The organism is Candidatus Thiosymbion oneisti, from assembly GCF_004359955.1.
Lineage (GTDB): Bacteria > Pseudomonadota > Gammaproteobacteria > Chromatiales > Chromatiaceae > Thiosymbion > Thiosymbion oneisti.
This window is the reverse complement of the sequence record NZ_SMSC01000010.1, coordinates 96,695-123,427: the sequence shown is the minus strand read 5'-3', so window position 1 is coordinate 123,427 and position 26,733 is coordinate 96,695. Positions and strand designations below refer to the sequence as shown.

Sequence of the window (26,733 nt, the reverse complement as noted above, 5' to 3'; positions counted from 1 at the left end):
CCCTTTGCCCAACCTACACTTACCGGAATGACGCGGTGGGGACTGAACGATTATCGGCATTAGGGTTCTGTCGGGCCGCTGAGCAAGGCCGTGAGCCTGCGCTGCCACCGGTGGGTCCAGAACCGGGCGGCGGCGGTCGGTCCTCCCCAATACAAGGCAAACAGGTCCAGATTCGAGAGGTGAGTTCCGAAATGCCGCGAGGCGGGTGGCGCAAAGGCACGGGCCGTCAGCTCACACACAAACTGCCGGATGGCCGCAGCCGGTAAGACGCGGCCGATAGAGCTCCCACCGGAAATATCCTTGATGACGCCCTCGAGCGTCAGGATGCTCTTGCGATACAGGAGCAGCTCGCTGCTGAACTGCACGCCGGCCGCCAGCGAGGCCTCGTCCAACAAGGACTGGGACCAGCGAAAGCCGGGGAACTTGCCGGCGTATAGTTTGCTGACCGCCTTATCCACAACGACACCCAGTGCCGAGGCGTTGACCGGGGTCTGCGCCAGGGCCTCGATCTCACGTGCGATGCGCTGCGGATCCAAGGTCAATGCACCCAGCAAGAGCTGCATCATGTGAATGCGCTCGCCCTTGCCCAGATAGCCGGTAAGGCTCCAGTCCAGGACCGCAAGCCGCTCATCCTCGGTGAAGAAGAGATTGCCGGCATGGGGATCGGCGTGGAATATGGCCGTCTCCAGCGGGGTCCATACGGGCCGTGCGATCAGGGCCTCGATAACCGAATTCGCCAACCGCCGGCGTTGACGTGCTGAAAACACGTCCACATCGGTTACCTTCTGACCATAGATACGCTCCATGGCGGTGATGCGCGGTGTGCAGAATGGGAACAACGCCGGGATCTGAATGCTCCTCGCATTCTTATAAAACTCAGCGGCCTCCGCCAGGTGGCGCTGTTCATGGTCGAGGCGGATTTCCCCTGCGAGCAGCTCCCGGATGGTCGCCAGGGATTCGGCGTAATTCAGCGGTGGAACCCGATAGTATTCACAACGCTCGTCGATAAACTGGCCGAGCTTCGACCAGACTGCCAACTCCTCCTGCAGAGACTCCTCGATCCCCGGCTTAAGGACCTTGAGCACGCCCTTGGCTGGGCCGGAAGATTCTGCGGAAACCGACGCAAAAGGCACGACGACGGAAACGCTGGCCTCGGCCAGGGCAGTCGAGTCAAGCCGGAGCGCGCCCTCCGCATCCCCCAGCTCGCGCCGGATAACCTGCTTTACGGCATCCCCGTAAGTCGTCCCCGGCATGGTTTCGAGCGTCTGCAAGCGGCTGCGCAGCGCCCGGTCCAGCTTCCGGTTGCGGGCGACCACCTGTCCGAACTTGTGGAGGGTCGGACAGTGGAACAGCAGGGACGTCAGCCGTTGCGCCACACCGGCATCGCTGGGAAGGGCCTGCTGTTCGGTCAGGATAGCGGTCAGCCGAGGGGTGGACAGATGCCGGAGAAAAAAGGCCAAGGCATCCGCCACCAGGGGCCGGTAGTCGGCATAGACCTCCGGCACCAGCGGTGTGATATCAACCCCCCAGGTGTTTTGGTCGACTCGATTCGCTTTGGTCAAGGGTTTGCTTCTCCCTGCCTATTTCGACTTCGCCTACGGAAAACCCCGTGGGGAGGATCTTTTTATACACGCCTGCCCTACCGGTGGCTGTTTTCCCTTTTCAATCCACAGATTACACAGATTTTCGCAGATTTTTTTTCTTTTATCTGTGGAAATCTGCGTAATCTGTGGATAAAAGATATGGTAGTGGTTGAATCTTAACCGGACAGCTTCTCAACCCAGCAGCCGGGCCGCACGCGCCTTCATGAAGCGCTCGATCCTTCCGCACAGCTCGGGCTGGCCTGTGAGGAGCGCCGCCGCCCGCGGCCACTCCTCGCGCACGCGTGCCACGACGGTTGCGGCGACCGCGGCGAGCTCCGCCTTGGCCCCGAGCCGCTCGTCCAGCCGGGCGAATGTGGAGCAGCGCACGGCCTCGCAACGTTTCGAGCCCCCGAAACGCAATGCCATCGGTTCCGGACCCTCGATGTCCGGTCGATAGACGAAGGTCGCGACCAGATCGTAGGCAGGGGCAAGGGTGGGGTTACGCCGGTCGCGATAGATCAAGGACCAGTTTTTCAGATGGGCATCGCCGTTTCCGATCAGGATGTTGAATGTCAAACGTCGTGTAAATTCGCGCAACGCCTCCAGGTCATGTTGCCGATAGATCAATGCCCCTACCGTCTCGAAGCTCCCGCGGTACTTCCCATCCGGGTAGAAGCCGCGCACCTGCGCCAGGTCTTCGATATGGATCGGCTGCCGCTCCGGGTCCCGGTCGAACCGCCGTACCGCGTAGGCATAATCGCCGGTCCCGGTCCAAACCCGCTCGGGGAGGGCCTCTATTTGATCGCGATGGACCAATCGAGTCTCGGGGACCTGGATCCCCACGGCCCCCGCGAGCTTCATCATCGCCCATTCGTTATCGGCAAGATCCGGAAAATCCGGGTCGGGGAGCTTGAGGATCCAATCCCCCCCGTCGCCGACGGCCGGAATGACCAGCCGATCACCTCGGGCCAGCAGGGAGAGCTTGAGCCCCACGCCAGCGAGCGAAAAACGCCAGGGGGAAGCCGGTCCGTTTTCCGATGTAGGCGTAGGCACTTCTCCCCCGGACATATCGACGGGGGCAAGGTCCTGGGCGGGAAGGACGCGAACCGCTCCGGGCAGATCGTGGCCGACCTGGGCGAGCAGATCCATTTCCCGGTCGACGGATAAGCGGCCCGACCGGGCAATCCACTCCCGCAGCCGCCCCTCTGGCAGCAGATTGGAGAACCAAGGTGGCAGGCGCAGATTGGCGCGGTGGCGTGCCTCCCGGTCCTCCTCGAAGCGGAGGCCCAACACCGGGCGTTCAGGGTCGCTCCAGTAATCGGGCTCGAATACGAATCGGGTCAGGTTGTCGCGCCGATGGAGGCGGCCGATGATCCGCTCGTAGAGATAGACGTGGAATTGTTGCTCACGCGAGCCGGTCATCGCGTCCTTCCGCGGCATCATCGGGATCGTCGAGGTCGAGACTATCCAGCGGGGGCGTATCCTCATGGCCCTTCCCCGCCATGCGCGAGAGGAAATCATCGACGATGCGCCTGATTTTGGCTTGGCGTTGTGTCAAGAATCCGATCTTATCGCCCCGTGCTAGGGCAGCGACCGATTCCGGGTCCAGGGCATGGGAGTTCAGGAATGCCTGCTCGTCGCCCCTCCTGTGCAGGGGCGGAGCAATCAGGAGCTTGTCCACCGGTTCCGGTAATTCCTCGTCGATCACAAAGATCCGATTCGCCGCCATGGCCATGTGATCTGGGGGTTCGCGTTTGAGTATCGTCCGCGCCACGCCCTTGAGTGTGCCGTCGGGCAGGACGGCCTCGGCAAGCGCCTCCCTGTCGTAAGGGTCCCCTGTGAGCAAGGAGCGGGGGTGCAGGTCCCACAGGGCGGCCAGGATGATACGGCTCCCGGCGGCATTGGTACGAAATCCGGTCAGCTTGGGGCGATGCAACTTGGCGTCGATGGGTGTGCTCAGTAGCCGTTGGATGGACTCGGATTCCTCGTCGGCGGCGATGCGGTTTGCAAGCGCCTCCATGGCGTTGGTCCAACTGGAGCCGAACGGACCTGGGCCGATCATCGCCGCCCGCCAGAACCAGCGCACCAAGAGGATACGGTTGCGCGGATGCGGCTCAGGAAAATGGGCGAAGAACCGGGTCAGTACCACCAGCAGATACCGATAGGGGAGGAAGGCGAAATGGGGGACGCCCGCATCCTCCTGCAAAAACCTCACCGCCCGGTATAGGGCCTCTTCCCCTTCCCGGTAGGCCTGCTCCGGGGTTTCGCCCTGGAAATCCCGCGGCTTACGGGTCTCGGCGGAGAATTCAGTGCGAATATCACGAGTCACATTGCCGCCGCGCCGGGCCAAGACCGCCCGCAGCACCGTGTCATCGTCGAGCAGTCCGAATCCGAGCCCATCCTGGATGGTGTCCGCGATCCGTTGAAAGGGTAACGACGGCTCGCGATCCTTCCCATACCCGGGATGCAGCGCCGAGAAGACCTCGGCCCGACTCAGGCGTTTACCGTAATTGTTCATGCGGTCGAAGATGTCCCGCAGCACCGCCTCGTCTTGCTGCTCCACCAGATAGGCGGGGACCTGGTATTCCCGGATGGCACGGGTTACGCGGGCGGCCGCGTCGAGTCTTTCGCCGGCCTCCGGGTAGTCCTTGGTGAACCAGCGAATCAAGCGTTGCAGATCGAAGAGCACGGGCAAAGGCACCGTATAGCCATCGCCCTCCTGCTGTCTCAGGCGCACGAATTGTTGCTGGTTCAGGTCGTAGGCAAGCCCGAAGCGTTCGTCTTGCGCCCCGGCGTCCGATAAGGCGTTTGCCAGGCTGGTGAGTCGTTGCTGTCCATCCACTACCCATAATCCGTCTTGATACCCCTGGGCCTGGATGCGCAGTGCCCCCAGCCGGACCTCCGCCTCCGGCGCGGGGCGCGTCCACAGCAGCAGATTGCCGATCGGATAGCCCTTGACGATACTGTCGAACAGGCGGCTCACATCCTTCCATTGCCAGCGCAGCGGGCGCTGGAATTCCGGGATCCGCAGGCGTCCGGCCAGCGCGGCGGCGACCAGATCGACCACACTGAAGGTCTTGGCCGTGGGCTGTGAGATGGGATGATTCGCCATGTTAAGGGGCACTACCTCGCGCAACTTAGAGGCGCCATACGTGGGTTCTTCTGAAGGCCCATAAAATCGTCCCGGAGGTTGGCGAGCCGCTCCTTGAAGTGGGTCCGTTGGGTGCGGCTGAAGCTGGCGTCCAGGCGCACGAAGAGGCGGACGATCTGGCGTCGGATCCCTTGTTTCGCCGTGCGCAACGGCGGGGGCAAATCCTTGTGGTCGGCTAACCAATCGGTCAGGTAGCGGCGGATCTCGGCTTCCCCGGCCTGGCGGTCCAGCAGCCGGATCAACCTGGCCCGGCGGGCCCCACGGTAAGCCGCCCAGTCGGCGGCGGTATCCGGCATCGCCCTAGTTACCTTGCGGATGATCTGCCGCTGCGCCCCGGTCAGGGGACCGATCCACCACTCGACGGATTCGGACCAACGCTCGGCACGCTTGCGCAGGCGGCGTTCCAGGTCGCGGTTTTTCTCCGCCTCGTCCCGGGCCTCTTCCGCGAATTTGCGCTCCAACCCCCGTATCTGCTGTGGACTCAGAGAGACCAGCAAGGGGGCGGCCAGCTCGGCGGCCAAGCGGAAGTGACGGCGGTAGAGGTCCTCGAAGGCATCAAGCAGACACTCGGTGCCGGCGGCCTTGAAGCCCGCCTGCGTTGCATCATAGAGGCCACCGAAAAAGGCCGCCAGGTGAGGCAGCTCCTCCCGGCGATGGCGGGCCAAGCCGTCGGCGAGGGTCGGTCTCCAGGCCGCTAACTGGCTCCTGTCCAGGGAGAGATAATCGTCCGCATACTTTTCGATGAAGAGATCCAGCGTGCGATAGAAGATCGAGACCCGGCTGCAGCCTACGACCAGGAGCGACACCAGCAAGAGCACAAAGATTCGACGGAAGCGCATTGGAAATCCTGACTTTTCGACTGAATGGATCGGGTGCCCGGTAGCTTGCGGTTCCCGATGACCCGACAGGGTATCAGAATCCCGTTGGCTCGGTTTCCTGGCCTGGAGCCGATCCAGGGTGAGCCTGTACTATCGGATAACAGGACCGTAGCTGGGAACGTCGGCATCCTGCCGGCCCGGATTTGCCGGCAAGAGGCTGTTCCGACCTGCCTTCTCCGCGGCGCGGAGCTTCCCCATCCCCACGCGGCGCGTGGGGACGAGAAGAAGCTGGGAACGCCGGCATCCTGCCGGCCCGGATTTGCCGGCAAGAGGCGGTTCCGACCTGCCTTCTCCGCGGCGCGGAGTTTCCCCATCCCCACGCGGTGCGTGGGGACGAGAAGAAGCTGGGAACGCCGGCATCCTGCCGGCCCGGATTTGCCGGCAAGAGGCTGTTCCGACCTGCCTTCTCCGCGGCGCGGAGCTTCCACATCCCCACGCGGCGCGTGGGGACGAGAAGAAACCTAGTTTCGATCGATATTGCTAGGGGGTGTTCGCAATTAACAAACGATCTAATCTTCGCTATCTCGAACCACGGATCGACACGGATTGGTCTCCATCCGTGTCGATCCGTGTTCATCCGTGGTTCTCTTTCCGGTTGTTATCTGCACTAACCAATGGTTTTCACAGGCTAGATGGCCGCAACATCCCAGCCGTCCGCACCGCGGACCCGACACATAATCAGCTGGTCAGCGTAGGGTTCGCTGTGCGGACCGCTTGAGATGTGGGCAGATCAGGCAAGCGGGCATTGCTGCAACGGCTGGTAGCTGGCGACTGGTAGCTGGCAGCTATATTGTTAGGGTTACGCACCACTTTATGGTATGTCATGTGACGGAAATCGCCCTAGAGCTGGATATTCAGAACGCATCCGCAACGCCGGATCTCCCCGGATACGAGCAGTTCCATCGTTGGGCAGCGGCGGTCCTGGCTAACCGGCGCACCAGCGCGCAGCTGAGCATCCGGCTGGTGGATGAGTCCGAGGGGGCCGATCTCAATCGGCGCTTTCGCGGCAAGTGCGGGGCGACAAACGTGCTGTCTTTCCCCTACGAGCCCTTACCCGGCATGGTGGACTCTGACCTGATCGGGGACCTGGTGATCTGTGCTCCGCTGGTGGTCCGTGAGGCCCGAGCGCAAGGCACACCGCTCGCAGCCCACTGGGCCCACCTTGTGGTACACGGGGTGCTGCACCTCCTCGGTTACGACCACGCGGACACCACCGAGGCGATCGCGATGGAAGGGCTGGAAAGGCACCTACTCTTAGGGTTAGGATTCCCCGCACCCTATGAGGACAAGTAGGATTTTATGACGAGCGTTCGGGCCAGACTCGGATCCCAGGTAAGGGCATGGCTGAAGAAGCTTGGCCGGCTGATCGGCTGCGGGCCCCAGGACCGAGAGCAGCTGGTCGAATTACTGCAGGACGCCAGAAGCCGCGCCCTGTTCGATGCCGAAGCACTGAGCATGCTGGAAGGTGTGTTGCAGGTCGCCGACCTGCGCGTGCGCGACATCATGATCCCCCGGGCGGATGTGGTCTGTGTGCGCCGTGACGATCCCCTCGAAGAGATCCTCAGGGTCGCGGTCGAATCCGCCCACTCCCGGTTCCCCGTCATTGGCGATGACAAGGGGGAAGTCGTAGGCATGTTGCTTGCCAAGGACATGCTGCCGCTATGCGTAAGCAGTAAGGAGCAGCGCGCCTTCAACATCCGCGACTTGCTGCGCTCGGCGGTATTCGTACCCGAGAGCAAGCGCCTCAATGTGCTGCTCAAAGAATTTCGCACCAGCCGTAACCACATGGCTATTGTGGTAGACGAGTACGGCAACGCAGCCGGGGTAGTGACCATCGAGGATGTGCTCGAACAGATCGTCGGCGAGATCGAGGACGAACACGATTTCGACGAGGGCCCGCCGATCTTCAAACGCAGCGCGCGCGAGTATACGGCAAAGGCCCGTACCACCATCGAGGAATTCAACGATTACTTCGGCAGCGACCTTCCCGACGCAGCCTTCGATACCATCGGCGGGCTGGTCGTGAATGCGTTCGGCCGTTTGCCGAAGCAGGGCGAGCGGATCCAAGTTTCCCACTTTCGCTTCACCGTGATGCGGGCGGACAGCCGCCGCATTCACCTGCTCGGCGTTCAGCCGCTAAAGAGTCAGGATCCCGAGGGTGAGGATTCCGAGGGTGAGCAGCAGGCCGATTCAGCTGTTTGATGCCCCGGTAGTGGTTGAAGTTTAAATGGAAACATCGCCACTCGCAGTGTGTCAGGCACGCCACAAGCTGCACTCCCTCCCCCCCCGGGAGGGTGTCGCAGAAGCCCCTCAAAAACCCCTCCCCCGCCGAGGGTGTCGTAACCAGAAAGCGTCTGCTCTGACCGTTGCCGACAGCTGGTCATTGGGTGCGTAAGCCGTCTGAAAGACGGCGGTCCCAGCCGGCTCGGGACCGCCGACATCCTGTCGGCCCCTGGAACCGCCGACATGTTGTCGGCTCTCGGGACCACCGATATTTCACGCTCGTTCCCACGCTCCAGCGCCTGCCTGTGCGTGCCGCACGCAGACAGGTGGGAACGCCGTCTTGTCCGCTCCCGCGGACTCAGCGCCTTTGTGCTGATCGGCGTTGGCGTTAGCCTACCGAGGCGCTTAATCGACGCTGGAGCGTCGGGATTTGCTCTCACGCTGGAGCGTGGGGAGCCAGCCGAATATCAATGGGTTAGGGGACGTTCTCAATTGAGCCAACTCATCACGAAAATCAGGTCCGTAGGTCGGGTCAGGCCAGGGATGGCCGCCACCCGACGGAGGTGGCTGGCAGACGGTGGATGGCGCCAGCTTATCCGCCCTACGCGAGCTCGTAACGGGTTGTTATCCTTAGATAATTTGTTAATTGAGAACACCCCCTAGTTTTTAGACAGCCTCTAAGCGGAAGCCGAATCCTTGGTGCGTAGGTTTTTCAATCCCTTCACCAACAGCCGGCGAATCTCGACCTCGTCACGGCTGGTCAAGAGGGCACGATTTTCAAGCGGGGTCAGGCCGTTACCCGGTGCCTGAGCATCGTTGCCGGTGATGGCGTCGCGCAGTGACCCGACGGCATCACGCAGTGCCTGGTAACGGTCTTCAATGACAAGGTGCGGGTAGGAGGCATAGTGGTCGATGAGTTGCTTGAGTTCCCGTCTGCCTGCGGCAGCCGCTTGCTTCAGTTGGAACTCCAATGTGAGGGGGTCGTCCGCTTGGTCTTGGTCCAAGAGGGCATCGGCGAGCTGTCCCGCGGCGCCACCGAAGGCCCCGATGATGAATACGGGTATCGGCGGTCGGTTGTTCGGCGGCGCCCGTGAGATCAGGAACTCCTCGAACAGGCCGGGCATGAAGGACATATAGCCGCTGGACCTGCCGCCCAGCAAGATGCGCGCCTGCATGGGCGGCGCGAATTCGCCTTCCAGCGTGGGATGACCACCGTAGGTGGAGAGTTCCCGCATACGGGTCAGACACCAGGAGGCGACCAGCGCCCCCGGCGGATCCGTTTGTTGATCCTGAGCGCGATCGTCCGGAATCTTGGGGAAGCCGGCATCCCTGGGTCTTACCCGCATAAAGTGGCAGTCGTTGACCATCTGTGCTTCGTTATGCTTGGCGAGTTTCGAATAGTAGGGCCAGGCCATGTAGTTGTAGATCCGCCGCGGCGGTTCGGGTGCTTTCCCCGATGGTGGTCGATGCTCGCTGAGGGCGATATCGAATAGTCGCCAGGTAAAGCCTTCGGGGCGTAAATCGCCGCCGTAGACGAGACCGATCTCGTCGTCGAGCCGCAGCACGGCACGGGCGATGGATATCATTTGCTCGGCCAGGTGTTCCTTGCCGAGGCCGAGCCGTTCCAGATCCGGGCTCTCGGAGATGGAGATACCGACGAGGAATTGTTGGCTGGGTTTGGTCATGGTATTTGCAGCTCGGCTTCGTCGAAGGTGGTAATGCGGACCGGATCGGCGCCGGTGGAGATCAAACGGCCGATCCGTTCGCGGTCGTCATGAGATATCCCCGGCGGTGGGATCAGGAGTTCGGTCAGCGCGCTCCCGGTCGCGGCAACGGATTTTGCGATCTCGATTGCCGAGTAGACATCCGGCAAACAATTTATAGCGTGCCGGCCGAGATCGGGGTTGGCGTCTTCGGTCTGGAGCAGCGCGAGTCCGCGTAGCTCGTTATAGCGCAACAGCAGGATCTCGCGCAGGAGGAAGTCGATAATCCGTCCTACCCGGTCCGGATCCCAGGCGATAAGGGGTACCTGGCCGGCCTCGCTCAGCATCCGGGTCTCGCTACCGGCCAGGGTCGCCACGATTACCAGCGGCTTGACCCGCCAGCAGCGGGCACCGGCGCCACCTGTGCCGAGTTGGCGTGGCTGGCGGGCGAGTCGGATCTCACGTTGACACCAGGGGCGGCTCGGATAGGTATCGGAGAAGACGACCACCATGGCCTGGGTCTCGGCCCCATGACCTTCAACGGCGGCCTGGTTCAGGAGATGTTCGAAGGCGTAGCCGATGGGTAGATCGCTTTCGTCGTAGAAGGCCTGCAGCTGGCCCCGGTTGAGGATGGCGCTGCGTAATGCCTCGGCCTCCCGCACACCGTCCGCCTTGGCGTGACTGATAAAGACCTTGATTGGGGGCGGCAATGCCGGTTCCTGGTTGTGATTCTTCGGCAGTGCCCCCGGCTCCGACAATGCGGACAGCTCACGTGCGACGACCTGGGTGAGCAGCGAGATCAGGCGTTCGCGCCGCACCCGCGAACGCTGCTCCCAGCCCCAGTGGTCCGGATCCAGGGTCCGGTCCAGGCGCAGATAATTCAGTCGGCTGACCGCAAAGGGCAGCTGATAGGCACTCGCTGCGAGGGCCACAGGTACCAACAGTCCCCCGACACGGTTAATCCCATTGGCCAGATCGGTCAGATAAGCACGGCATGCCGGGTCCACTACCAGGTGCTCGTCCACCAGTGGGACGGCGATGTGAAAGCCAGGCGGCGTTGGGTCAGAACTCCCCCTGGAAACACTGCCGTCGGTGGCGGTAGCTGGCTCCAGCGGCAGACAGCGATAGTGCACCGGCAGGCCGCGACCGACCTCGCCGGGATCGTCCGGATCGCCGCGGAACCAGCGGAAAACGGTGGCCGCCAGGTCCTTGCCCTCGGCACGCTCACGGTGCCAAAGGAGGGTGATGCGGACCGGCTCAGACATCCCCTTTCTCGATGCAGGCATCAATGAGGGCGCTGGTTTCCGCCAGCCATTGTTGCTTGAGCTCAGGAGGCTCGAGCGCCGTCACATCGGGTAGCTTGAACTGCTCGGTCAGCTCCTTGGCCGCGCTGCGGCAAAAGCGGCGCACCACCCGCCAATCCTCGAGCATCTTCTGCAGCTGGGGATACCCCTGCTGGCGCTCGAACGGCGAGGCCTGGGGAAGACGCTCACACTCCCGGCTCCACCAGTGGCGGTAGCTCGCCTGCCATTGCTCCAGAAAGGGGCGAATCACCACCTCCAACAAGGCGGCGATAAAGAACCCGAGATGGTTCTGCGTGCTTTCTGATTTGATCCGTCCGACCGGATAGCGACGCATCAATCCGCGCGCCTCGCGGAAGAAGGCGTAGAGGGAGTCCAGACTCTGGTCGTAAAGCTCGCCGGTGAATACCAGCTCACCGCGGGCGTCTTCCTTGCCCATCAGTGCGACCCGGGAGACCAGCTCGCAGTAAAGCTCCCAGGCGCATTGGCGGTCTTCCTCGCTGATTTCGGTGCTGATGGAGGCGATGCCGAGATTGAGCGTGAAGTTACCTTTGCTAAAGACGGGCATCGGGTTCTCCTGTCATTTCAGCGCAGCGTCCAGTTTTTTATTGATGTCTTTCTCGATGGTGCCTGCCAGCAACGAGAGGGACAGGCCGAGCTCGATGTCCAGCTCGAGGGAATCGACCCCGACCTCAAGGCTACCGGAGGCACCGGTGCGCTTGAATATGAGCCGGTTGCCGTCCCACTCGTAATCGATCTGCAGCTCCTCCTTGAGCGACCGGGCGAACGCCTCCACCTGGACCCGGGCCTTCTCGGTTCCGAGCTTGTGGGTTCTCTGGATGCGGATGTTTGCCATGTGGGGCCTTTATCTTAAAGTGCGATGCGTCCGACTCCGGGTGCCTCGGCGAGGAAATGGGGCGAGGAAATGGACACCTTGATCCTGCCGGGTGTCGGTCCGGATCTGGACTCCGCAAGACCTGAGCATGCCGGCAGTGGCTCAGTTTGAAAAATTTATGCTTGGCCGCTCACTTTCCGGCCCATTTAACGCCAGGACACAATGGCGCCAAGACGCAAAGTTTTTTTGTTCTTTCTTTGCGTCTTGGCGTCCTTGCGTCATTGCGTTTTTTCGCAATTTCCATTTTTTCGCGAACTGAGCCACTACCAGCATGCCCTATAGTTTGAATCCTAAAGATTTGAACCGCAAAATGACATCCTTGTGTCTGCGGATTACGCAGATTTTTGAGATTGTTCCTGTTTTTCATTTGCGGAAATCTGCGTAATCTGCGGATTTTAAAGATGTGGATATTGAGTAGGCCGCACATCCTTCACGTCTTTGCGGCTCACATTCGATTACCATTTAGCTTTATGTTTTGGTCTTAAGTTGGAGGAATTCATGCAAGACATCAATCCTATCGTAGCGAGGATCGGCGATCTTACGGGGCGCGTCCGGTCCCTTAGGGGGTATCTTTGACTATGCGGAGAAGCGGGAGCGCCTGACCGAGGTCCTGCGTGAGCTCGAGGCGCCGGATCTGTGGCAGGACCCCGAGCGCGCGCAGGCTATGGGCAAGGAGCGGGCCGATCTGGAGGCCGTGGTAGTCGGCCTCGACGAGCTGGATGCGGCCCTATCCGATGCCTCCGCTATCCTGGCCATGGCCGCGGAGGAGACGGACACGGAAACGGTCGACGCGGTGGTGGCCGATGTAGCGGATTATGAGCGGCGCATCGCCGAACTGGAATTCCGCCGCATGTTTTCCGGCGAGATGGATGCCAAGAACGCCTTTCTGGACGTCCAGTCCGGCTCCGGTGGAACCGAAGCCCAGGACTGGGCCGAGATGTTGTTGCGCATGTATCTGCGGTGGGGGGAACGGCGCGGCTTCAAGACCGAGCTGATCGAGGTCTCTCCGGGTGAGGTCGCGGGCATCAAGAGCGCGACCGTCAAATTCGACGGCGACTATGCCTTCGGCTGGCTGCGCACCGAGATCGGCGTGCATCGGCTGGTGCGCAAATCCCCCTTCGATTCGGGAAACCGGCGCCACACCTCCTTCGCCGCCGTGTTTGTGGCCCCGGAGGTGGACGACGACGTGGGGGTGGAGATCAACCCGGCGGATCTACGCATCGATGTCTACCGCGCCAGCGGGGCCGGTGGCCAGCATGTCAACCGCACCGAATCGGCGGTACGGATCACCCATCATCCCACTGGGATCGTGGTGCAATGCCAGAATGAACGCAGCCAGCACAAGAACAAGGCCACGGCCATGAAGCAGCTCAAGGCCAAGCTCTACGAGCTGGAGATCCAAAAACGCCGGGCCAACCAGCAAGCGGTGGAAGACACCAAATCCGACATCGGTTGGGGCAGCCAGATCCGTTCCTATGTGCTCGACCAGTCCCGGATCAAGGACCTGCGTACCAACTTGGAGATCGGCAACACCCAAGCGGTGTTGGACGGCAATCTGGATCCCTTTATCGAGGCCAGTCTCAAAGGGGGGCTTTAACCCGCATGTTTTGCCCGCATCTGCCTGTCGGCAAGTGGGAACGGGTATCCGTGACCCCTCTCGTCGCGCGGGGATGCGCGATACCGCCAGGCATATGCCTTGATATATCACGCTCTCTAACATAGACTTTTGGTCTCTATCCAATCCACACGGGAGAGCCGGCGTAGGTCGGGTAAGGTCAGGGACGACCGCCACCCGACATGACGACTATCCACGGGGGAGAGCCAACCATGAATCAGGTCGCCAAACTGTTCACCAACGGGCGCAGCCAGGCGGTGCGCCTACCTGCCGCCTACCGGTTCGAAACCAAAGAGGTGTTCATCCGTCAAGACCCGGCGACCGGCGACGTGATCCTGTCGCGCAAGCCATCGACCTGGGACGATTTTTTTGCCGTGCTTAAGGGTGCCGAGGTGCCGGACGATTTCCTGGATGCAGACGAGCGCCGGCAGGGATTCCAAGCGCGTGATCCCGTTGCGGGATGGACGGAATGAGCCGGTACATGCTCGACACCAACACGGTGAGTCATCTACTCAGGCAACATCCGATGGTGGCAAAGCGGGTGGAAACGGCACCAATGGCAGCCCTCTGCGTGTCTGCGATCACCGCCGGCGAACTCTGGTTCGGCCTGGCAAAGCGGCCGGGTGCGAAGCGGCTCGGCCTTGTTGTAAGGGAGTTTCTACGGCGCGTCGATGCGCTGCCCTGGGACAATACCATCGCGCAACACTATGGGACGGTGCGTGCCGCTATGGAACGTCAGGGCAGGATACTGGCGCCGCTCGACCTGCTGATCGCCGCCCACGCGCTTGGAGTCGGTGCGGTGCTGGTGACCAACGACCAGGCCTTCGGACAAACCCCCGACCTGATGATTGAGGACTGGACAAGGTGACTGTTCTCCGGCTCCCGCGCTCCAGGCTGCCGGATCCGAACAATTCTGAATTCGTTCTCATCCATCCAAGGTCCCATGCCCAACGACATCCCCTTTAATCTTGCCGACGAAGATCTGGAAGACGCCTTTCCCCCGAGCTACCTGGAGCGCGGCACCCGTTACTGGCGCAATGGCAGGGTACTGACTGCCGACTACAACGCCGCCCAGGGCCTGGTGAGCGGGCGCGTGCGGGGTTCCGGGGGACGGGTCTATCAGTGCGTCGTGCACCTCCAGCAGGAAGACGCCGGTGAGCTCACGGTGGTCGGGCAGTGCTCCTGCCCGGTGGGGTACAACTGCAAGCATGTGGTGGCGACGTTGCTGTCGCTGGGCGATCGGTCGGCGCAACGTCAGGAGTCGGATGCATCCCCCGAACTACCGCCGGAGGTGCGCAATTGGCTCAGCCAGGTGGAACAGGCAGCCGCAGCCGGTGCCGCCCGTGAGGATCCGCAGCGGCTGCTTTATCTGCTCCGCTGCGAGGAACGGTTTGGTCTCCAGCGTATCCTGGTGCAGGCCGTCAAGGTGCGACGCCTGGTGGCCGGGGGCTATGGTAAGCCCCAGGACTACAACATCTCGGCTCAGTCCCGGGCCGGCTTCACCACGCCGGAGGATCATCGCATCATGCTGCTGATCGAGGCCGGACGGGACCGGGTCGTCATGCAGCCGGACACGGCGCTGAAAGGGGAGACGAGCGCCGATGTCCTGCGCGCCATTGCGCTCACCGGGCGCGGCCATTGGCAGGCTGTGGACGGCCCGGTTCTCAAGCTCGCCGCCCCCTTGACGGGCAAGCTCCTGTGGCGCCTGGAAGAAGATACCCGTCTGCACCTGAGGTTGGAGGCCGATCGTCCGGGGCTCGCGCTGCTCCCGGCGCTGCCGCCCTGGTATCTGGACCCCGCGACGGGCGAGTGCGGTCCCCTGGAGACCGGACTCGGTGCGCGCGAGGCCAGCCTGCTGGCGATGGCCCCGGCGCTGACGCCCCAGTCCGTGGAGGCCCTGGATGAGGCAGCGCCGGCGCCGTTACGGAGCCTCGCCCTACCCCTGCCATCGCGCACCGAGCGCCGCCGGGTTGCAGCCGAATCTCCCATCCCCTGTCTGCACCTACAGAGCCGGGATCTGAACGCGGACCACGCAGGCCGTTATTGGGGCGTCGAGCTGGAGCCCAGCTGGTCCCACAGCGCCATTCTGACCTTCGGGTACGGCCCGTTCGGGGCCGTGGATCCCCGGGATCGGAAGGAGACACTCGAACGGGTCGAGCAGGGCGTACTGCTGGAGAGCGGGCGTGATCTGGCGGGCGAGTCCGCGGCGATCCAAACCCTGGAAGGGTTGGGACTCATCCGCAGCCTGGGCGATGAGGAGGATACCGGGCTGTGCTTCGAGCTGCCCGACGACAAAGCCTGGCTGGGCTTCATGGGGCGCGATGTGCCGCGCCTGGTGGAGCAGGGCTGGCAGATCCAGGCGGAGGACGGCTTCCACTTTCGGATCGCCCACCTGGGGGACGACTGGCGGATCGAGATCGCCGAGTTCGAGGGGCAGCTTTGGTTCGACCTCGGGTTGGGTGTGGAGGTGGATGGTGAGCGCCTGGATCTGCTGCCGCTCCTGGTGGATCTGATTCAACGTTACCAGGCCGACTTCTCGCTCCCCGCGCTGGCCCGGATGCAGGACGAGGAGACGCTCCAGGTGCGGCTCGACGATGGCCGTCTGATCCTGATGCCGGCGGGGCGACTGCGGTCCATCCTGTCTACCCTGATCGAGCTCTACGACCCCCAGCGGCCCCTGACGGGCGATGGGCGGTTGCGCCTGTCCGGCCTGCAGGCGACCCAGCTGGCGGAGCTCGAGGCGGCGGACCCGCGGCTGATCTTCCGGGGCGGTGAGGCGGCCCGGGAATGGGGGCAGCGGCTCAGGGGATTCCAGGGCCTTACGGAGCTGGCCCCGCCGACGGGACTTACAACCGAGTTACGGCCCTATCAACGCCGAGGTCTGGATTGGCTCCAGTTCCTGCGGGAGTACGACCTGGGCGGTATCCTCGCCGACGATATGGGCTTGGGCAAGACGGTACAGGCCCTGGCGCATCTCTTGGTCGAACAGGAAGGTGGCCGCGCCGACCGCCCCAGCCTGGTGGTGGCGCCCACCAGCCTGATGTTCAACTGGCAGCGAGAGGCCGAGCGGTTTGCCCCCTCCCTTAAGGTGCTGCTGCTCCATGGCCCGGAGCGCCGGCGCCGTTTCACGGCCATCCCGGACCACGACCTGGTGCTGACCACCTATCCACTGCTGTTCCGCGACCACGAGGCATTGGGCGCCCATGCCTATCATCTCCTCATCCTGGACGAGGCCCAGGCAATCAAAAACCCCCGCAGCAAGGCCGCCCAAGCGGCCGGCTCCCTGGAGGCCCGGTACCGCTTGTGTCTCACCGGCACCCCCCTGGAGAATCACCTGGGGGAGCTCTGGTCCCTGTTTGATTTTCTGTTGCCCGAGTTGCTCGGTGACGAACGCCGCTTCCGGCGGCTGTTCCGCACCCCCATCGAGCGCTATGGTGACGCGCACCGCCAGGAACAGCTGCGCCGGCGGGTGACCCCCTTCCTCCTGCGTCGCACCAAGGAGGCAGTGGCCACGGAGCTGCCTGCAAAGACGGAGATCCTGCGCCAGGTGCCCCTGGCGAACGATCAGCGCGACCTCTACGAGACCCTGCGGCTGGCCATGGACGAACGGGTGCGCCGAGAAGTGGCAAGCAAGGGCCTGGCCCGGAGCGGCATCATTATCCTCGACGCCCTGCTCAAGTTGCGCCAGGTATGCTGCGACCCGCGGCTGGTGGCGCTCGCAAGCGCCCGCAAAATCAAAGGCTCCGCCAAGCTGGAGCTACTCATGACCTTGCTGCCGGAGCTGCGCGACGAGGGGCGTCGCGTACTCCTGTTCTCCCAATTCACCAGCATGCTGGCCCTGATCGAGGACGAACTGATGCGCAGTGGCCTGCGCGAGAACCAGGACTTCGTAAAGCTCACCGGCCGCACCCGCAACCGGGCCCTGCCGGTGGATCGCTTCCAGGCCGGGGAGGTCCCCCTGTTTCTCATCAGCCTCAAGGCCGGTGGCAGCGGGCTCAACCTCACGGCGGCGGATACGGTGATCCACTATGATCCCTGGTGGAATCCGGCCGCCGAGCGCCAGGCCACCGACCGCGCCCACCGCATCGGCCAAGACAAGCCGGTGTTCGTCTACAAGCTGCTTACCGAGGGTACGGTGGAGCAGCGGGTGGCGGAGCTGCAGGCGCGCAAGCAGGCGTTGGCGGATGCCATGCTGGCGGGGGGCGGTGCCGCGGCGGGGTCTTTGACCGCCGAGGATCTTGAGCTCCTGTTCGCTCCGATCGCCAAGGAGTAATCTTAGTGGTTAGTGGTTAGTGGTTAGTGGTTAGTGGTTAGTGGTGAGAGGATGTATGAGGGATGAGGTGGTGCAGTATGATTTCGGTTGTCGAATGATTATCTTTCGCGCCCTTGGCTGGCAGGATATACCACTAATGGAGTTGTTCCCGCTGATTTCAAATAGTTTTACAAAGGGAACAACTCTAATCACTAATCACTGCCGACATTTCCCTTGTTTGAGCCGAGCCGACCTACTACACTGCATGCAGTGAATGCACGTTGGGAGTTTGATCGATGGCAATGTTAACGGTGCGAAATCTCGATGATGATCTAAAGGGCCGACTGCGCCTGCGGGCAGGGGGTCACGGACACTCGATGGAAGAGGAAGTTCGGCAGATCCTGCGCGAGGCGCTGGTGGTCGAACGCGAGCAAGACGGGTTGGGCAGCCGTGTTCATACGCGCATACTCGCGCTGACCGGCGGTGGCGAGCTTACACTTCCAGCGCGCTCCGCTCCGCGTCCGGCACCTGATTTCGGAGCAGATGGTCAGTGATCCTGCTCGATACGAACGTGGTCTCCGAGTGGATGAAGGTGGTTCCTGAGCCTGAGGTCATCGCGTGGCTCGACTGCCAGCGCCCGAGCCACCTCCATATATCGGCTGTCACAAAGGCCGAGATCGAGACAGGTATCCTGTTGCTGCCGGATGGTCGGCGACGCGAGGCGTTGCGTTTAGCCGCGCAGGTCGTTTTCTCCGCGCTCCACGGACGTTGTTTGGCGTTCGATTGCGCGGTTGCCCCACACTACGCAAGTATCCTGATCCGCTCCAAGCGCCTGGGACGACCCGTAGCGGTCGAGGATGCCCAGATCGCGGCTATCGCTTACGCCAACAACCTTGAGCTGGCAACCCGCAACAGAAAAGATTTCGACTTTTTGGACGATCTGGATCTGGTTGATCCCTGGAAGGGACCCTGAGGCCTGCGTAGGGCGGATAAGCTTGCGCCATCCGCCGTATGCCAGTTACCTCTTTTTTATCCGCAGATAACGCAGATTTCCGCAGATGAAGAAAGAAATAATCTGTGAAAATCTGCGTAATCTGCGGATTCAAAAAGCGAACACGACTTCGGCTCCTGTACCGAGGTGGTGGGCACAGCCCACCCTACGGGAGGTCAGCCATCCGGCGGGTGACGGCGCGCCCACCGCCGCGGCAATCGCGGCCGCTTGGCGCACGCGCCTGACCCGCCCTACGGGCTCTACGAGGAGGCGCTGGCGGTGTACCTACCCCCTGGTGGTGGGGCGTAGAACGTATTTCTCGTTCCCACGCGCTGCGTGGGAACGTGGAAGCTCCGCGCCGCGGAGAAAAGGCGGGATGCGCTGCGCTTTCCCGCCCTACGCGGGCTGATGGAGATATTCATGAATTTGAAAAAGAAGCAATAGTTGCGGTATATAAGGCGTTTCGACGTACTTAAACACGGCGACTCGCCGTCTACTACCTGTTAGGCGTTCTATAGAGGCTCCGCAATGGAAGTCAAATTAAGCAAGCAACAAAAAGTCACCGTAAACAGTGCGGAAGACATTTATCTGATCATGCGCCAAATTCTCCGTAGAGAAAATAAAATCGGTCAAGGTCAGGAACACTTCTGGATGGTGGGTTTGAATCAAGCCAACAAGATCCTCTATATCGAATTGGTCGCTCTGGGGTCTTCCAACATGGCAAACATCAACCCCAGAGAAGCCTTCCGCATGGCGATTTACAAGCTCGCCGTTCAGGTTATTATGGTCCATAACCACCCCGGTGGAAATGTGACGCCTTCAATCGAAGATCAGGATCTCACCGATCATTTTATCCAGGCAGGCAAATTCCTTAAGGTCGAAGTGATCGATCATCTCATCATCAGCGACGAAACCTATCATAGCTTTGTCGATTCGGGGATCTTCAAGAAACTTCAGGCAAGCGAACGCTGGATTCTGCCTTATAAACTCAAGGAGAGATATAGGAATGAAGGCAAAACGGAAGGTAAAGAAGAAGGATTAAAAGAAGGGATTCAATTTGCGGAAAAGAAAGTTATTGAAATAGCAAAGGCAATGAAGCAAGAAGAAATCAGTATAAAGATCATTGCCAAAACTTCAGGACTTTCAATCGAAGAGATTAAAAAACTATAAGGCCGAGAGAGAAAAGGGGTCAGGCTCAATTAATGGGTCGTTTTTCACGGCTCATTCGCCTAACATTTGGCTGCAGGCGACCCAATGCCGCGGTCCGGCTCCTCAGCAACCTTCAAGCTCAGTGCCACGCGGCATTGGGCGCCTGAGCCCAAGCGTTAGCGGCAAATGTGCAACGAACCAAAATATGGTAAAAACACAGAATCAGAGTCATGTCACAACTAGATATCGTCAAAGAAACAATCGCTTATCTGAAGTTCTGGCTGGGGGTCTTGGTCGTTTCAGATATCTCTCTTATTGGTTGGCTCTTGACAAAATGCTGGGACGAAATCTGACCTGAAAACAGGAGGTGCTATACTTGCGAACTATCATACATTACCGTTGCGGTACTTTTCGTGCACAAGAAAATCAAGCATTTAATATCAACCCTTGAGGACTTATAAATGGATATTCTGTCAACGATTGTCTTGGTTGTTGTTGTAAGTGTTTTCGCTTTCATCGCATATGATGCAGCTCATGGCAAATAGCCGCTAACAAATCGCTCCAGCGGACATCCGAAACTGCGCGACATTTGTGCATTTCGCTACGCTCAATTATTGCACAAAGCCGTTTCGTCTCGGCTATCGCTGAGCTTGGTCGTTAGCCAATTACAGAGAAGAAGAGGTGGTTGAAATATTGACTATTGATTTTTCAGATGAACTGCAAAGGAAGATTACTAACTTTGCAATTCAAGTAGGACAAACTCCAGAACAAGCTGTTTTGGAAATTATTGAAGAACGTATGGATCACCAAAGTGCCTATAATGAAACAGCGTACTTGATGAAATCTGAAAAGAATAAAGAAAGGCTGGATCAAGCGATCAGGGATATTAGGGATGGTATCTTTGAAGAAAAAGAATTAAAAAATGGTTAGTTGGCACCAAAAAGCGTGGGATGATTATTGGGAACGTGGAAGCTCTGCGCCGCGGAGAAAAGGCGGGATGCGCTGCGCTTTCCCGCCCTACGCGGGCTCGGTACCCTTCCCTGCCTCAAGCCAATGCCATTAAGTTAAGTCTTGTAGGTCGGGTTAGGCGCGCCTTTCGATGGTGGGGGATGCAAACACCTTCGAACGCGCCCTAGCCCGACATTCGATGGTGCGCACCGGCTTGCTCGGTAGCAGCACATAACAAGGCCGTCGACTCGGACGCGTTTTTTGTTCGCTGCGCTCACTGCAAATGCGCCGGTTACGGCTGGTGTTAGGCAATCTGCTCTCCGACAACGCCCTCAAAACCCTGGCGGACCGGCTCCTGCTCGAACAGGGGCGGCTGGATCCGTTGGAGCTGTTGCTGGCGGCCGACCTCTTGGCCTACGAGGACTACGAGGCCTGGCGGATGGGGCACGAGCCCACCATCCAGGGCCTCCTCCGTGCCGCGCCGACGGATGTCGCCGAGCTGTTGGAAGCGGTCGGGGCCTACGTCGCGGAACAGGGGCTCGCGGCGATACCCTTGGAGCACCGCGGTTGGGCCGGTGTCGGTATGCCGTTGCGCATCGGCGACCAGGCCCGTCTGGTCCGTGCCTGTGCCCTGGTCTTCGCCCCACCCCCGGACCGGCCCCAACCGGACCTGTTTCAGGACGGCACCGTACCCTTGTTGGAGCAGGAGATCCAACGGGCCCTGGCCGAGCGCCGTATCGATCAGGCCCGGGAGCAGGTCACACGGCTGGTACGGCAAGACCCGCACCATCGCCGCCTGCGCGGCTTCCTGCGCTTGATCCAGGTCATCGACGACCCGGATACCATGGTCCCTGGCGATCGCCTCCGGGAACTGCTGGCCATCGAGCCACTGGCGCGGGAGCTCCTGGGGCATCGGGATCGGGACTTTCTTGCCCCCCTGTGGTCGGATCTCGCGGAGTCCCTCGGCGGACGGGTCTTCGAGCCCGGCGCCCCGAAGCTCCATGCCAGCTTCGCCTGGGCCCGGGCCGGGCGTTGGGATGCGGTTTGTGAGGCGGTGGAGGCAGAGCGCGATTGGCGCGGCGAGCCGTCGCTTCTGCTGGCCCACGCCGAGGCCTGTTGGCACCGGCGCAACCTAGAGGCCAACCTGGGGGCCGCGCGGGCGGACTGGATGTGGCTGTGCTGGGAGCATCCCCTTAAGGCCGAGCAGACCTTCGCCTCGTCCCGGTTCCCCGGTCGCCGTCTCGCCGAGCTTTGGGACGGATTCGGCGACCTGGACCCGCCATTGGATACCGAGGACTTCCCAGCCTGGTTGCTGCTGCAGGAACCCGTTACGGCGGTCTCCTTGGCACCGGATTCGATACCGTCCGACGAACGCGGTACCGCCTATCGGCTGCTATACCGCCTGGTTACCGGCGACGATGACATCGGACTGCGGCGTGAGCTTTCGGAAATCCATCCCCAGCTGCTGCGTCTGTTTCTGGCGCAGCGGCCCTGATGGAAGGACCCTGCTACACGCCGCCTAGCTGCGGGTCCGGCCAAGTGCCCCGTCCGTCATCTGAATTCAGCGCCAAACGGCGGTTTGCATCGAGTTGAAGTGATGGTCATAGGTCCAGACCGGGAGTCTTAATCTGGATGCCAAGGTGGCCAATGTGGCATCGAACAGCGAGATGGACTGGTCGGGAAACCGGCTGACCAGCACTGTAGCGTTGCGGTAATCCTGGGAGGTCGGATTCAGCCCGTAGGATGCGGTGAGCGCGGGAGATCTTTCAGGATGGCACTGCCAGGTAGCGCGAACCGCATCAAGTAGGTGCTTCGCCTCAGACTGGCGAGGCGTGAACCCCTCTCCCTCGGAGGGTGTCGCAAAAGCCTGTCCGTGGGCTGTTGAGGAGCGGGAACGGAATTACGTGATTTCCCGTTTCCTTCATTTTCAATCACTTGCAGCGTCCGGAAATGGTGGTCCATCCCTAAATTGCGTCGAGCGTCACCTTTTACGACACCCTCGGGACGGGGCAGGCAGGCAGCGAACCACATCTTCGGACGGCAACGTACCCAACTTGCTGGGCACGGGCCATCCATTGATGCGGTTCGCGCGGGGAGAACATGCACCGGCCAGCAAGCTAAGAACCACCGCGCTCACCGCATCCTACGGACTGGTCATCGACATCGACCGCAGCGTACAGTGGCCCCATATCGGCGAGAACGGCCCGTGTCACTTGGAAGCAAGATAGCGGTCGTGTGAAATGCTCACGTTTTTTTGACCGCTACTGTGTTTAGCCGGGCGGATGCGAAGTACGGAGGATGCCCGGAGATAGCCGCGCTCACCCGGGTACTCCCCGCCAGCCTCTTGAACGCCCACCGTGGGCTGCATCGGCATCTCCCGCTCCTCGGCGAATCGCTCAAGGGTCTGCTCAGGGTTATCCGAAAAGGTAATGGTTGCTTGTTTCATGCGGCTAGGATCCTTGAGGGACCTGAATCTTTACAAATGAGTCAAGTTTGTGCACGGCACAAAAATCTCACGCCTTGTCGGTCGGTTGAGATCGGGATCGAAGTCGGGATCGCAATCGGAATTCCGACTTCGATCCCGATCCCGATTTCGATATAAAACCCCTCTCCCCCTGGGAGACCCGTCTGCGTGCGGGACGCACAGGTAGGGGGGTTGGGGTGAGGGGCAAAAGGGAGCAGGTCCGCACAGGGGACCCTATCTGCTCGGAAGATCCCTCCCTTCGGTTCGGGACAAGCTTGGCAGGGGGATTGCAAACTATTTGATGGTATCCTTGCCCGCAGATCGAAATTTCATAAACCAAATTGAGGTAAAACCGACCGATGAGCGTTGCAACCGGCACGAAGAAACATGTCTTTGCATTCACCGAGGGGGATGGAAAGAACAAGAAGCTCCTGGGTGGCAAGGGGTCGAATCTGTGTGAGATGACCCAGATCGGGTTGAACGTACCTCCAGGATTTGTGATTTCCACCGTGGCCTGTCTCGAGTATCTGGACTCCCCGTCACGGGAGCTGCCGGCGGGCATCATGGACGAGGTCCGGGCCCACATGCGCAAGCTCGAGACCCAGACCGGCAAGGGCTTCGGCGATGCCAAGAACCCCTTGCTGGTCTCGGTGCGCTCGGGCTCCGCCTTGTCCATGCCGGGCATGATGGACACCATCCTCAACCTGGGCCTCAACGCCACGACCCTGGAGGGCGTGATCGCCCAGACAGGTGATCGCCGTTTCGGCTACGACGCCTATCGGCGCTTTATCCAGCTCTTCGGCAAGGTGGCGCAAGGCGTGCCGGACGAACGCTTCGATCAGCAATTAGAGGCGGTCAAGCAGCAGGTCGGGGTCACGGAAGACGTCGCGCTCAGCGCCGACGACCTCCAGGAGATCAGTGAGCGCTTCCTCCAGGTGGTGGCAGAGACCACCGGCAGGCCCTTCCCCGCAGACCCCTTCGCGCAGCTCGAGCTCGCGATCAAGGCGGTATTCAACTCCTGGATGGGCAAACGGGCCGTAGATTACCGGAAGCAGTTCAATATCACCCCGGACATGGCCAACGGCACGGCGGTGAACATCCAGACCATGGTGTTCGGGAATCGCGGGGAAAACAGCGCCACCGGCGTGGCCTTTACCCGCAATCCGGGGACCGGCGAAAACAAGCTCTTCGGCGAGTATCTGGTCAATGCCCAGGGCGAGGACGTGGTGGCGGGTATCCGCACCCCCAAACCCATCGACCGGATGACGGCCGAGATGCCACAGCTGGCCACAGAGCTCGCCGAGCTGCGCGACAAGCTGGAGACCCATTATCATGAAGTCCAGGACTTCGAGTTTACCATCGAGCGCGGTCGCTTGTTCTGCCTACAAACCCGCAATGGCAAGATGAACGCCACCGCCATGGTGCATACCTCGGTGGAGATGGAACGTGAGGGGCTGATCGACAAGCAAGAGGCCCTGTTGCGTATCCAGCCCGAGTCGCTGGAGCAGATGCTGTTTCCCCGCCTCGACCCCGAGGTGCGTGCCGAGCCGGTGGCCCAGGGCCTACCGGCCTCGCCCGGGGCTGCCTCCGGCATCGCCGTGTTCGACGCGGACCGCGCCGAGCAGATGGGCAAGGAACTGGGCCACAAGGTGATCCTGGTGCGGGAGGAGACCAAGCCCGAGGACATCCACGGCTTCTTCGCCGCCCAGGGTATCCTCACCTCCCGCGGCGGCAAGACCTCCCACGCGGCGGTGGTAGCCCGGGGCATGGGCAAGCCCTGTGTGGCCGGCGCCGAGGGCATCAGTGTCGATGTGGAACGCCGCGAGGCCCAGGTGGGGGCATCCAGCTTCTGCGAGGGAGACGTCATCACTATCGACGGCAGCACGGGCAAGGTCTATCTCGGCGAGATCCCCACCGTGGAGCCGGACTTTACCCAGGAGCTCGACCAAATCCTGGAGTGGGCGGACGAGGTGGCCCGACTCCAGGTGTGGGCCAACGCGGACCTTCCCGACGACGCCCGTCGGGCCGTCAGGTACGGTGCCGTGGGCATCGGGTTGGCCCGCACCGAGCGCATGTTCAACGCCGTGGACCGCTTGCCCATCGTCATCGAGATGATCATGGCCGAGACCCCGGAGGAGCGCCAAGCGGCCCTGGACCGGCTGTTACCCCTACAACGGGCCGACTTCAAGGAGCTGTTCCAGGTCATGGCCCCGAACCCCGTCACTATTCGCCTGTTAGACCCGCCGATCCACGAGTTCCTGCCGGACGAGCGCCAGCTGGAGCGTGACCTGGAGGCCCTGCGCAGCTTGAGCGAGACCATGCGCGGTGTGACGGTCCTCGAGGGTGCCATCGGCCTCATCCAGGCCCCCGACAAACACCGCGCCGAGATCAATAGGGTACGCCGGGTGGTGGACCCGATCCTGGTGGAGGCGGCCATCGCCAAAAAGGAGGCCATGCTGCACAAGGTGCGTGTCCTCTACGAGACCAATCCCATGCTCGGTCACCGCGGCGTGCGGCTGGGTATCAGCTTTCCGGAGATCTACAGGATGCAGATCCGGGCCATCCTGGAGGCGGCCGCCGACTGCGCCAAGGCGGGTATCCGGATTCAACCCCGGATCAAGGTCCCTCAGGTATGCACCCAGGAAGAGCTGCTGTGGGTCAAGGACTATGTGGACGAGATCCACGAAGAGATCAAGCAACGTGACGGGCGTCCGGTAGATTTCCAGTTCGGCACCATGATCGAGGTCGTGCGCGCCTGTATGGAGGCCGGTTCCCTGGCCGAGGTGGCGGAATTTTTCTCCTTTGGCACCAACGACCTCACCCAGGCCGCCTTCTCCTTCTCGCGGGAAGACGCCGAGAACAAATTCCTGCCCCTGTACAGCCAGTCGGGAATCCTACAGAACAACCCCTTCGAGGTGCTGGATATCAAGGGCGTGGGTAAGCTCATGGAGCTTGCTGTGGAGTGGGGCAAGGAGATCCGCCCCGACATGCACGTAGGCATCTGCGGCGAACACGGCGGCCATCCGGATTCCATTGGCTTCTGCCACCGGATCGGCCTGGATTACGTGAGCTGCTCGGCGCCCCGGGTGCCGGTAGCCAGACTGGCCGCGGCCCATGCGGCGCTGCTTGCCGGCTGAGCGCACCCGCCGGTGGATCGGTAAACGGAAACAAAACGCCGATCCACCTTTCCCGACCGATAGGCCCGTAGCGCCTTGGTGCTACGGACCTGTTTGCGAGCGGTAAGCGTAGGGTGGGCTGTGCCCACCAATAGGCTGTACGGACCAATTGCGCTTTCGTATTTTTCGTGGTGAGCCCGTAGGTTGGGTCAGGCCAGGGCGACGGAGGTGGCTGGCAGACGGCGGATGGCGCAAGCTTATCCGCCCTACGCGAGCTCGGCGCCGCGGGTGCCGGTAGCCAGACTGGCCGCGGCCCATGCGGCGCTTCTCGCCGATTAAAGATAGCCCGTAGGATGTGGTGAGCGCCAGGGATGGCGCGAACCGGATCTTTGGGGGCGGGCGTGCCCAATATTCGATGTTTCGTGTCAAGCATGCCGCTTAACTTACGGAGGAGGAGTCAATGT

At 61.4% G+C, this 26,733-nt stretch carries 21 protein-coding genes; 12 read left to right on the top strand and 9 right to left on the bottom strand.

Features of this window, described 5'->3' with window-relative positions:
* Positions 1 to 59 precede the first annotated feature (59 nt).
* The 4 genes from E1958_RS07555 to E1958_RS07540 form a co-directional block, all read right to left on the bottom strand.
* Positions 60 to 1,562: an AarF/ABC1/UbiB kinase family protein gene (locus E1958_RS07555; protein ID WP_133511342.1), complete on the bottom strand. Its 1,503-nt coding sequence runs from the start codon at positions 1,560 to 1,562 to the stop codon at positions 60 to 62.
* A gap of 213 nt (positions 1,563 to 1,775) precedes the next feature.
* Positions 1,776 to 3,005, bottom strand: a complete 1,230-nt coding sequence (locus E1958_RS07550) for a type II toxin-antitoxin system HipA family toxin (RefSeq protein WP_133511341.1) — start codon at positions 3,003 to 3,005, stop codon at positions 1,776 to 1,778.
* The gene (locus E1958_RS07545) at positions 2,989 to 4,695 is read right to left on the bottom strand and encodes a DUF262 domain-containing protein (RefSeq protein ID WP_133511340.1); all 1,707 of its coding nucleotides are present in this window, start codon (positions 4,693 to 4,695) and stop codon (positions 2,989 to 2,991) included. Before E1958_RS07545 ends, E1958_RS07550 begins: the two co-directional genes overlap by 17 nt.
* A gap of 11 nt (positions 4,696 to 4,706) precedes the next feature.
* Positions 4,707 to 5,573 (bottom strand): DUF6279 family lipoprotein, encoded by an 867-nt coding sequence (locus E1958_RS07540; RefSeq protein ID WP_133511339.1) that lies wholly within the window; start codon positions 5,571 to 5,573, stop codon positions 4,707 to 4,709.
* 864 nt (positions 5,574 to 6,437) lie between these two features.
* Between E1958_RS07540 and ybeY the strand changes: the two genes are divergently transcribed.
* Positions 6,438 to 6,905, top strand: a complete 468-nt coding sequence (gene ybeY, locus E1958_RS07535; RefSeq protein ID WP_243725246.1) for an rRNA maturation RNase YbeY — start codon at positions 6,438 to 6,440, stop codon at positions 6,903 to 6,905.
* Between the two features lie 6 nt (positions 6,906 to 6,911).
* Positions 6,912 to 7,814: an HlyC/CorC family transporter gene (locus E1958_RS07530; RefSeq protein WP_133511337.1), complete on the top strand. Its 903-nt coding sequence runs from the start codon at positions 6,912 to 6,914 to the stop codon at positions 7,812 to 7,814.
* 698 nt (positions 7,815 to 8,512) lie between these two features.
* Here E1958_RS07530 and E1958_RS07525 read toward each other — a convergent pair.
* From E1958_RS07525 to E1958_RS07510, 4 genes are read right to left on the bottom strand one after another with little or no spacing between them, the layout of a single operon-like run.
* Positions 8,513 to 9,520: a hypothetical protein gene (locus E1958_RS07525; RefSeq protein ID WP_133511336.1), complete on the bottom strand. Its 1,008-nt coding sequence runs from the start codon at positions 9,518 to 9,520 to the stop codon at positions 8,513 to 8,515.
* Positions 9,517 to 10,803, bottom strand: a complete 1,287-nt coding sequence (locus tag E1958_RS07520) for a toll/interleukin-1 receptor domain-containing protein (protein ID WP_165741735.1) — start codon at positions 10,801 to 10,803, stop codon at positions 9,517 to 9,519. The genes E1958_RS07525 and E1958_RS07520 overlap by 4 nt, the downstream gene beginning before the upstream one ends.
* Positions 10,796 to 11,407, bottom strand: a complete 612-nt coding sequence (locus tag E1958_RS07515) for a hypothetical protein (protein WP_133511334.1) — start codon at positions 11,405 to 11,407, stop codon at positions 10,796 to 10,798. The genes E1958_RS07520 and E1958_RS07515 overlap by 8 nt, the downstream gene beginning before the upstream one ends.
* A gap of 12 nt (positions 11,408 to 11,419) precedes the next feature.
* Positions 11,420 to 11,695: a polyhydroxyalkanoic acid system family protein gene (locus E1958_RS07510; protein ID WP_133511333.1), complete on the bottom strand. Its 276-nt coding sequence runs from the start codon at positions 11,693 to 11,695 to the stop codon at positions 11,420 to 11,422.
* Between the two features lie 537 nt (positions 11,696 to 12,232).
* Between E1958_RS07510 and prfB the strand changes: the two genes are divergently transcribed.
* From prfB to E1958_RS07465, 9 genes are all read left to right on the top strand, one after another.
* A protein-coding gene (gene prfB / locus E1958_RS07505) for a peptide chain release factor 2 (protein WP_133511332.1) occupies positions 12,233 to 13,331 on the top strand; the annotation gives its coding sequence in 2 pieces (ribosomal slippage) (positions 12,233 to 12,307 and positions 12,309 to 13,331; 1,098 coding nt in all).
* Between the two features lie 230 nt (positions 13,332 to 13,561).
* Positions 13,562 to 13,822, top strand: coding sequence for an antitoxin (locus tag E1958_RS07500; RefSeq protein ID WP_133511331.1), 261 nt, complete (start codon positions 13,562 to 13,564; stop codon positions 13,820 to 13,822).
* On the top strand, positions 13,819 to 14,217 hold the full coding sequence (locus E1958_RS07495; RefSeq protein ID WP_133511330.1) for a type II toxin-antitoxin system VapC family toxin: 399 nt from the start codon (positions 13,819 to 13,821) through the stop codon (positions 14,215 to 14,217). The genes E1958_RS07500 and E1958_RS07495 overlap by 4 nt, the downstream gene beginning before the upstream one ends.
* Before the next feature lie 75 nt (positions 14,218 to 14,292).
* The gene (locus tag E1958_RS07490) at positions 14,293 to 17,622 is read left to right on the top strand and encodes a DEAD/DEAH box helicase (protein WP_133511329.1); all 3,330 of its coding nucleotides are present in this window, start codon (positions 14,293 to 14,295) and stop codon (positions 17,620 to 17,622) included.
* Positions 17,623 to 17,897: 275 nt separating this feature from the next.
* Positions 17,898 to 18,155, top strand: a complete 258-nt coding sequence (locus tag E1958_RS07485; RefSeq protein ID WP_133511328.1) for a FitA-like ribbon-helix-helix domain-containing protein — start codon at positions 17,898 to 17,900, stop codon at positions 18,153 to 18,155.
* Complete coding sequence (locus E1958_RS07480) at positions 18,152 to 18,574, top strand: type II toxin-antitoxin system VapC family toxin (protein WP_133511327.1); 423 nt, start codon at positions 18,152 to 18,154, stop codon at positions 18,572 to 18,574. Before E1958_RS07485 ends, E1958_RS07480 begins: the two co-directional genes overlap by 4 nt.
* Before the next feature lie 546 nt (positions 18,575 to 19,120).
* Positions 19,121 to 19,762: a JAB domain-containing protein gene (locus E1958_RS07475; RefSeq protein ID WP_133511326.1), complete on the top strand. Its 642-nt coding sequence runs from the start codon at positions 19,121 to 19,123 to the stop codon at positions 19,760 to 19,762.
* Positions 19,763 to 20,422: 660 nt separating this feature from the next.
* Positions 20,423 to 20,671, top strand: a complete 249-nt coding sequence (locus E1958_RS07470; RefSeq protein WP_243725245.1) for a type II toxin-antitoxin system Phd/YefM family antitoxin — start codon at positions 20,423 to 20,425, stop codon at positions 20,669 to 20,671.
* A gap of 301 nt (positions 20,672 to 20,972) precedes the next feature.
* Positions 20,973 to 22,184 (top strand): hypothetical protein, encoded by a 1,212-nt coding sequence (locus E1958_RS07465; protein ID WP_133511325.1) that lies wholly within the window; start codon positions 20,973 to 20,975, stop codon positions 22,182 to 22,184.
* A gap of 714 nt (positions 22,185 to 22,898) precedes the next feature.
* On the opposite strand, the gene E1958_RS07460 is transcribed toward E1958_RS07465, so the two are convergent.
* Positions 22,899 to 23,135 (bottom strand): hypothetical protein, encoded by a 237-nt coding sequence (locus E1958_RS07460; protein WP_133511324.1) that lies wholly within the window; start codon positions 23,133 to 23,135, stop codon positions 22,899 to 22,901.
* Positions 23,136 to 23,512: 377 nt separating this feature from the next.
* Here E1958_RS07460 and ppdK point away from each other — a divergent pair, with 377 nt between their 5' ends.
* Positions 23,513 to 26,290 (top strand): pyruvate, phosphate dikinase, encoded by a 2,778-nt coding sequence (gene ppdK / locus E1958_RS07455; protein WP_133511323.1) that lies wholly within the window; start codon positions 23,513 to 23,515, stop codon positions 26,288 to 26,290.
* Positions 26,291 to 26,733: the final 443 nt, after the last annotated feature.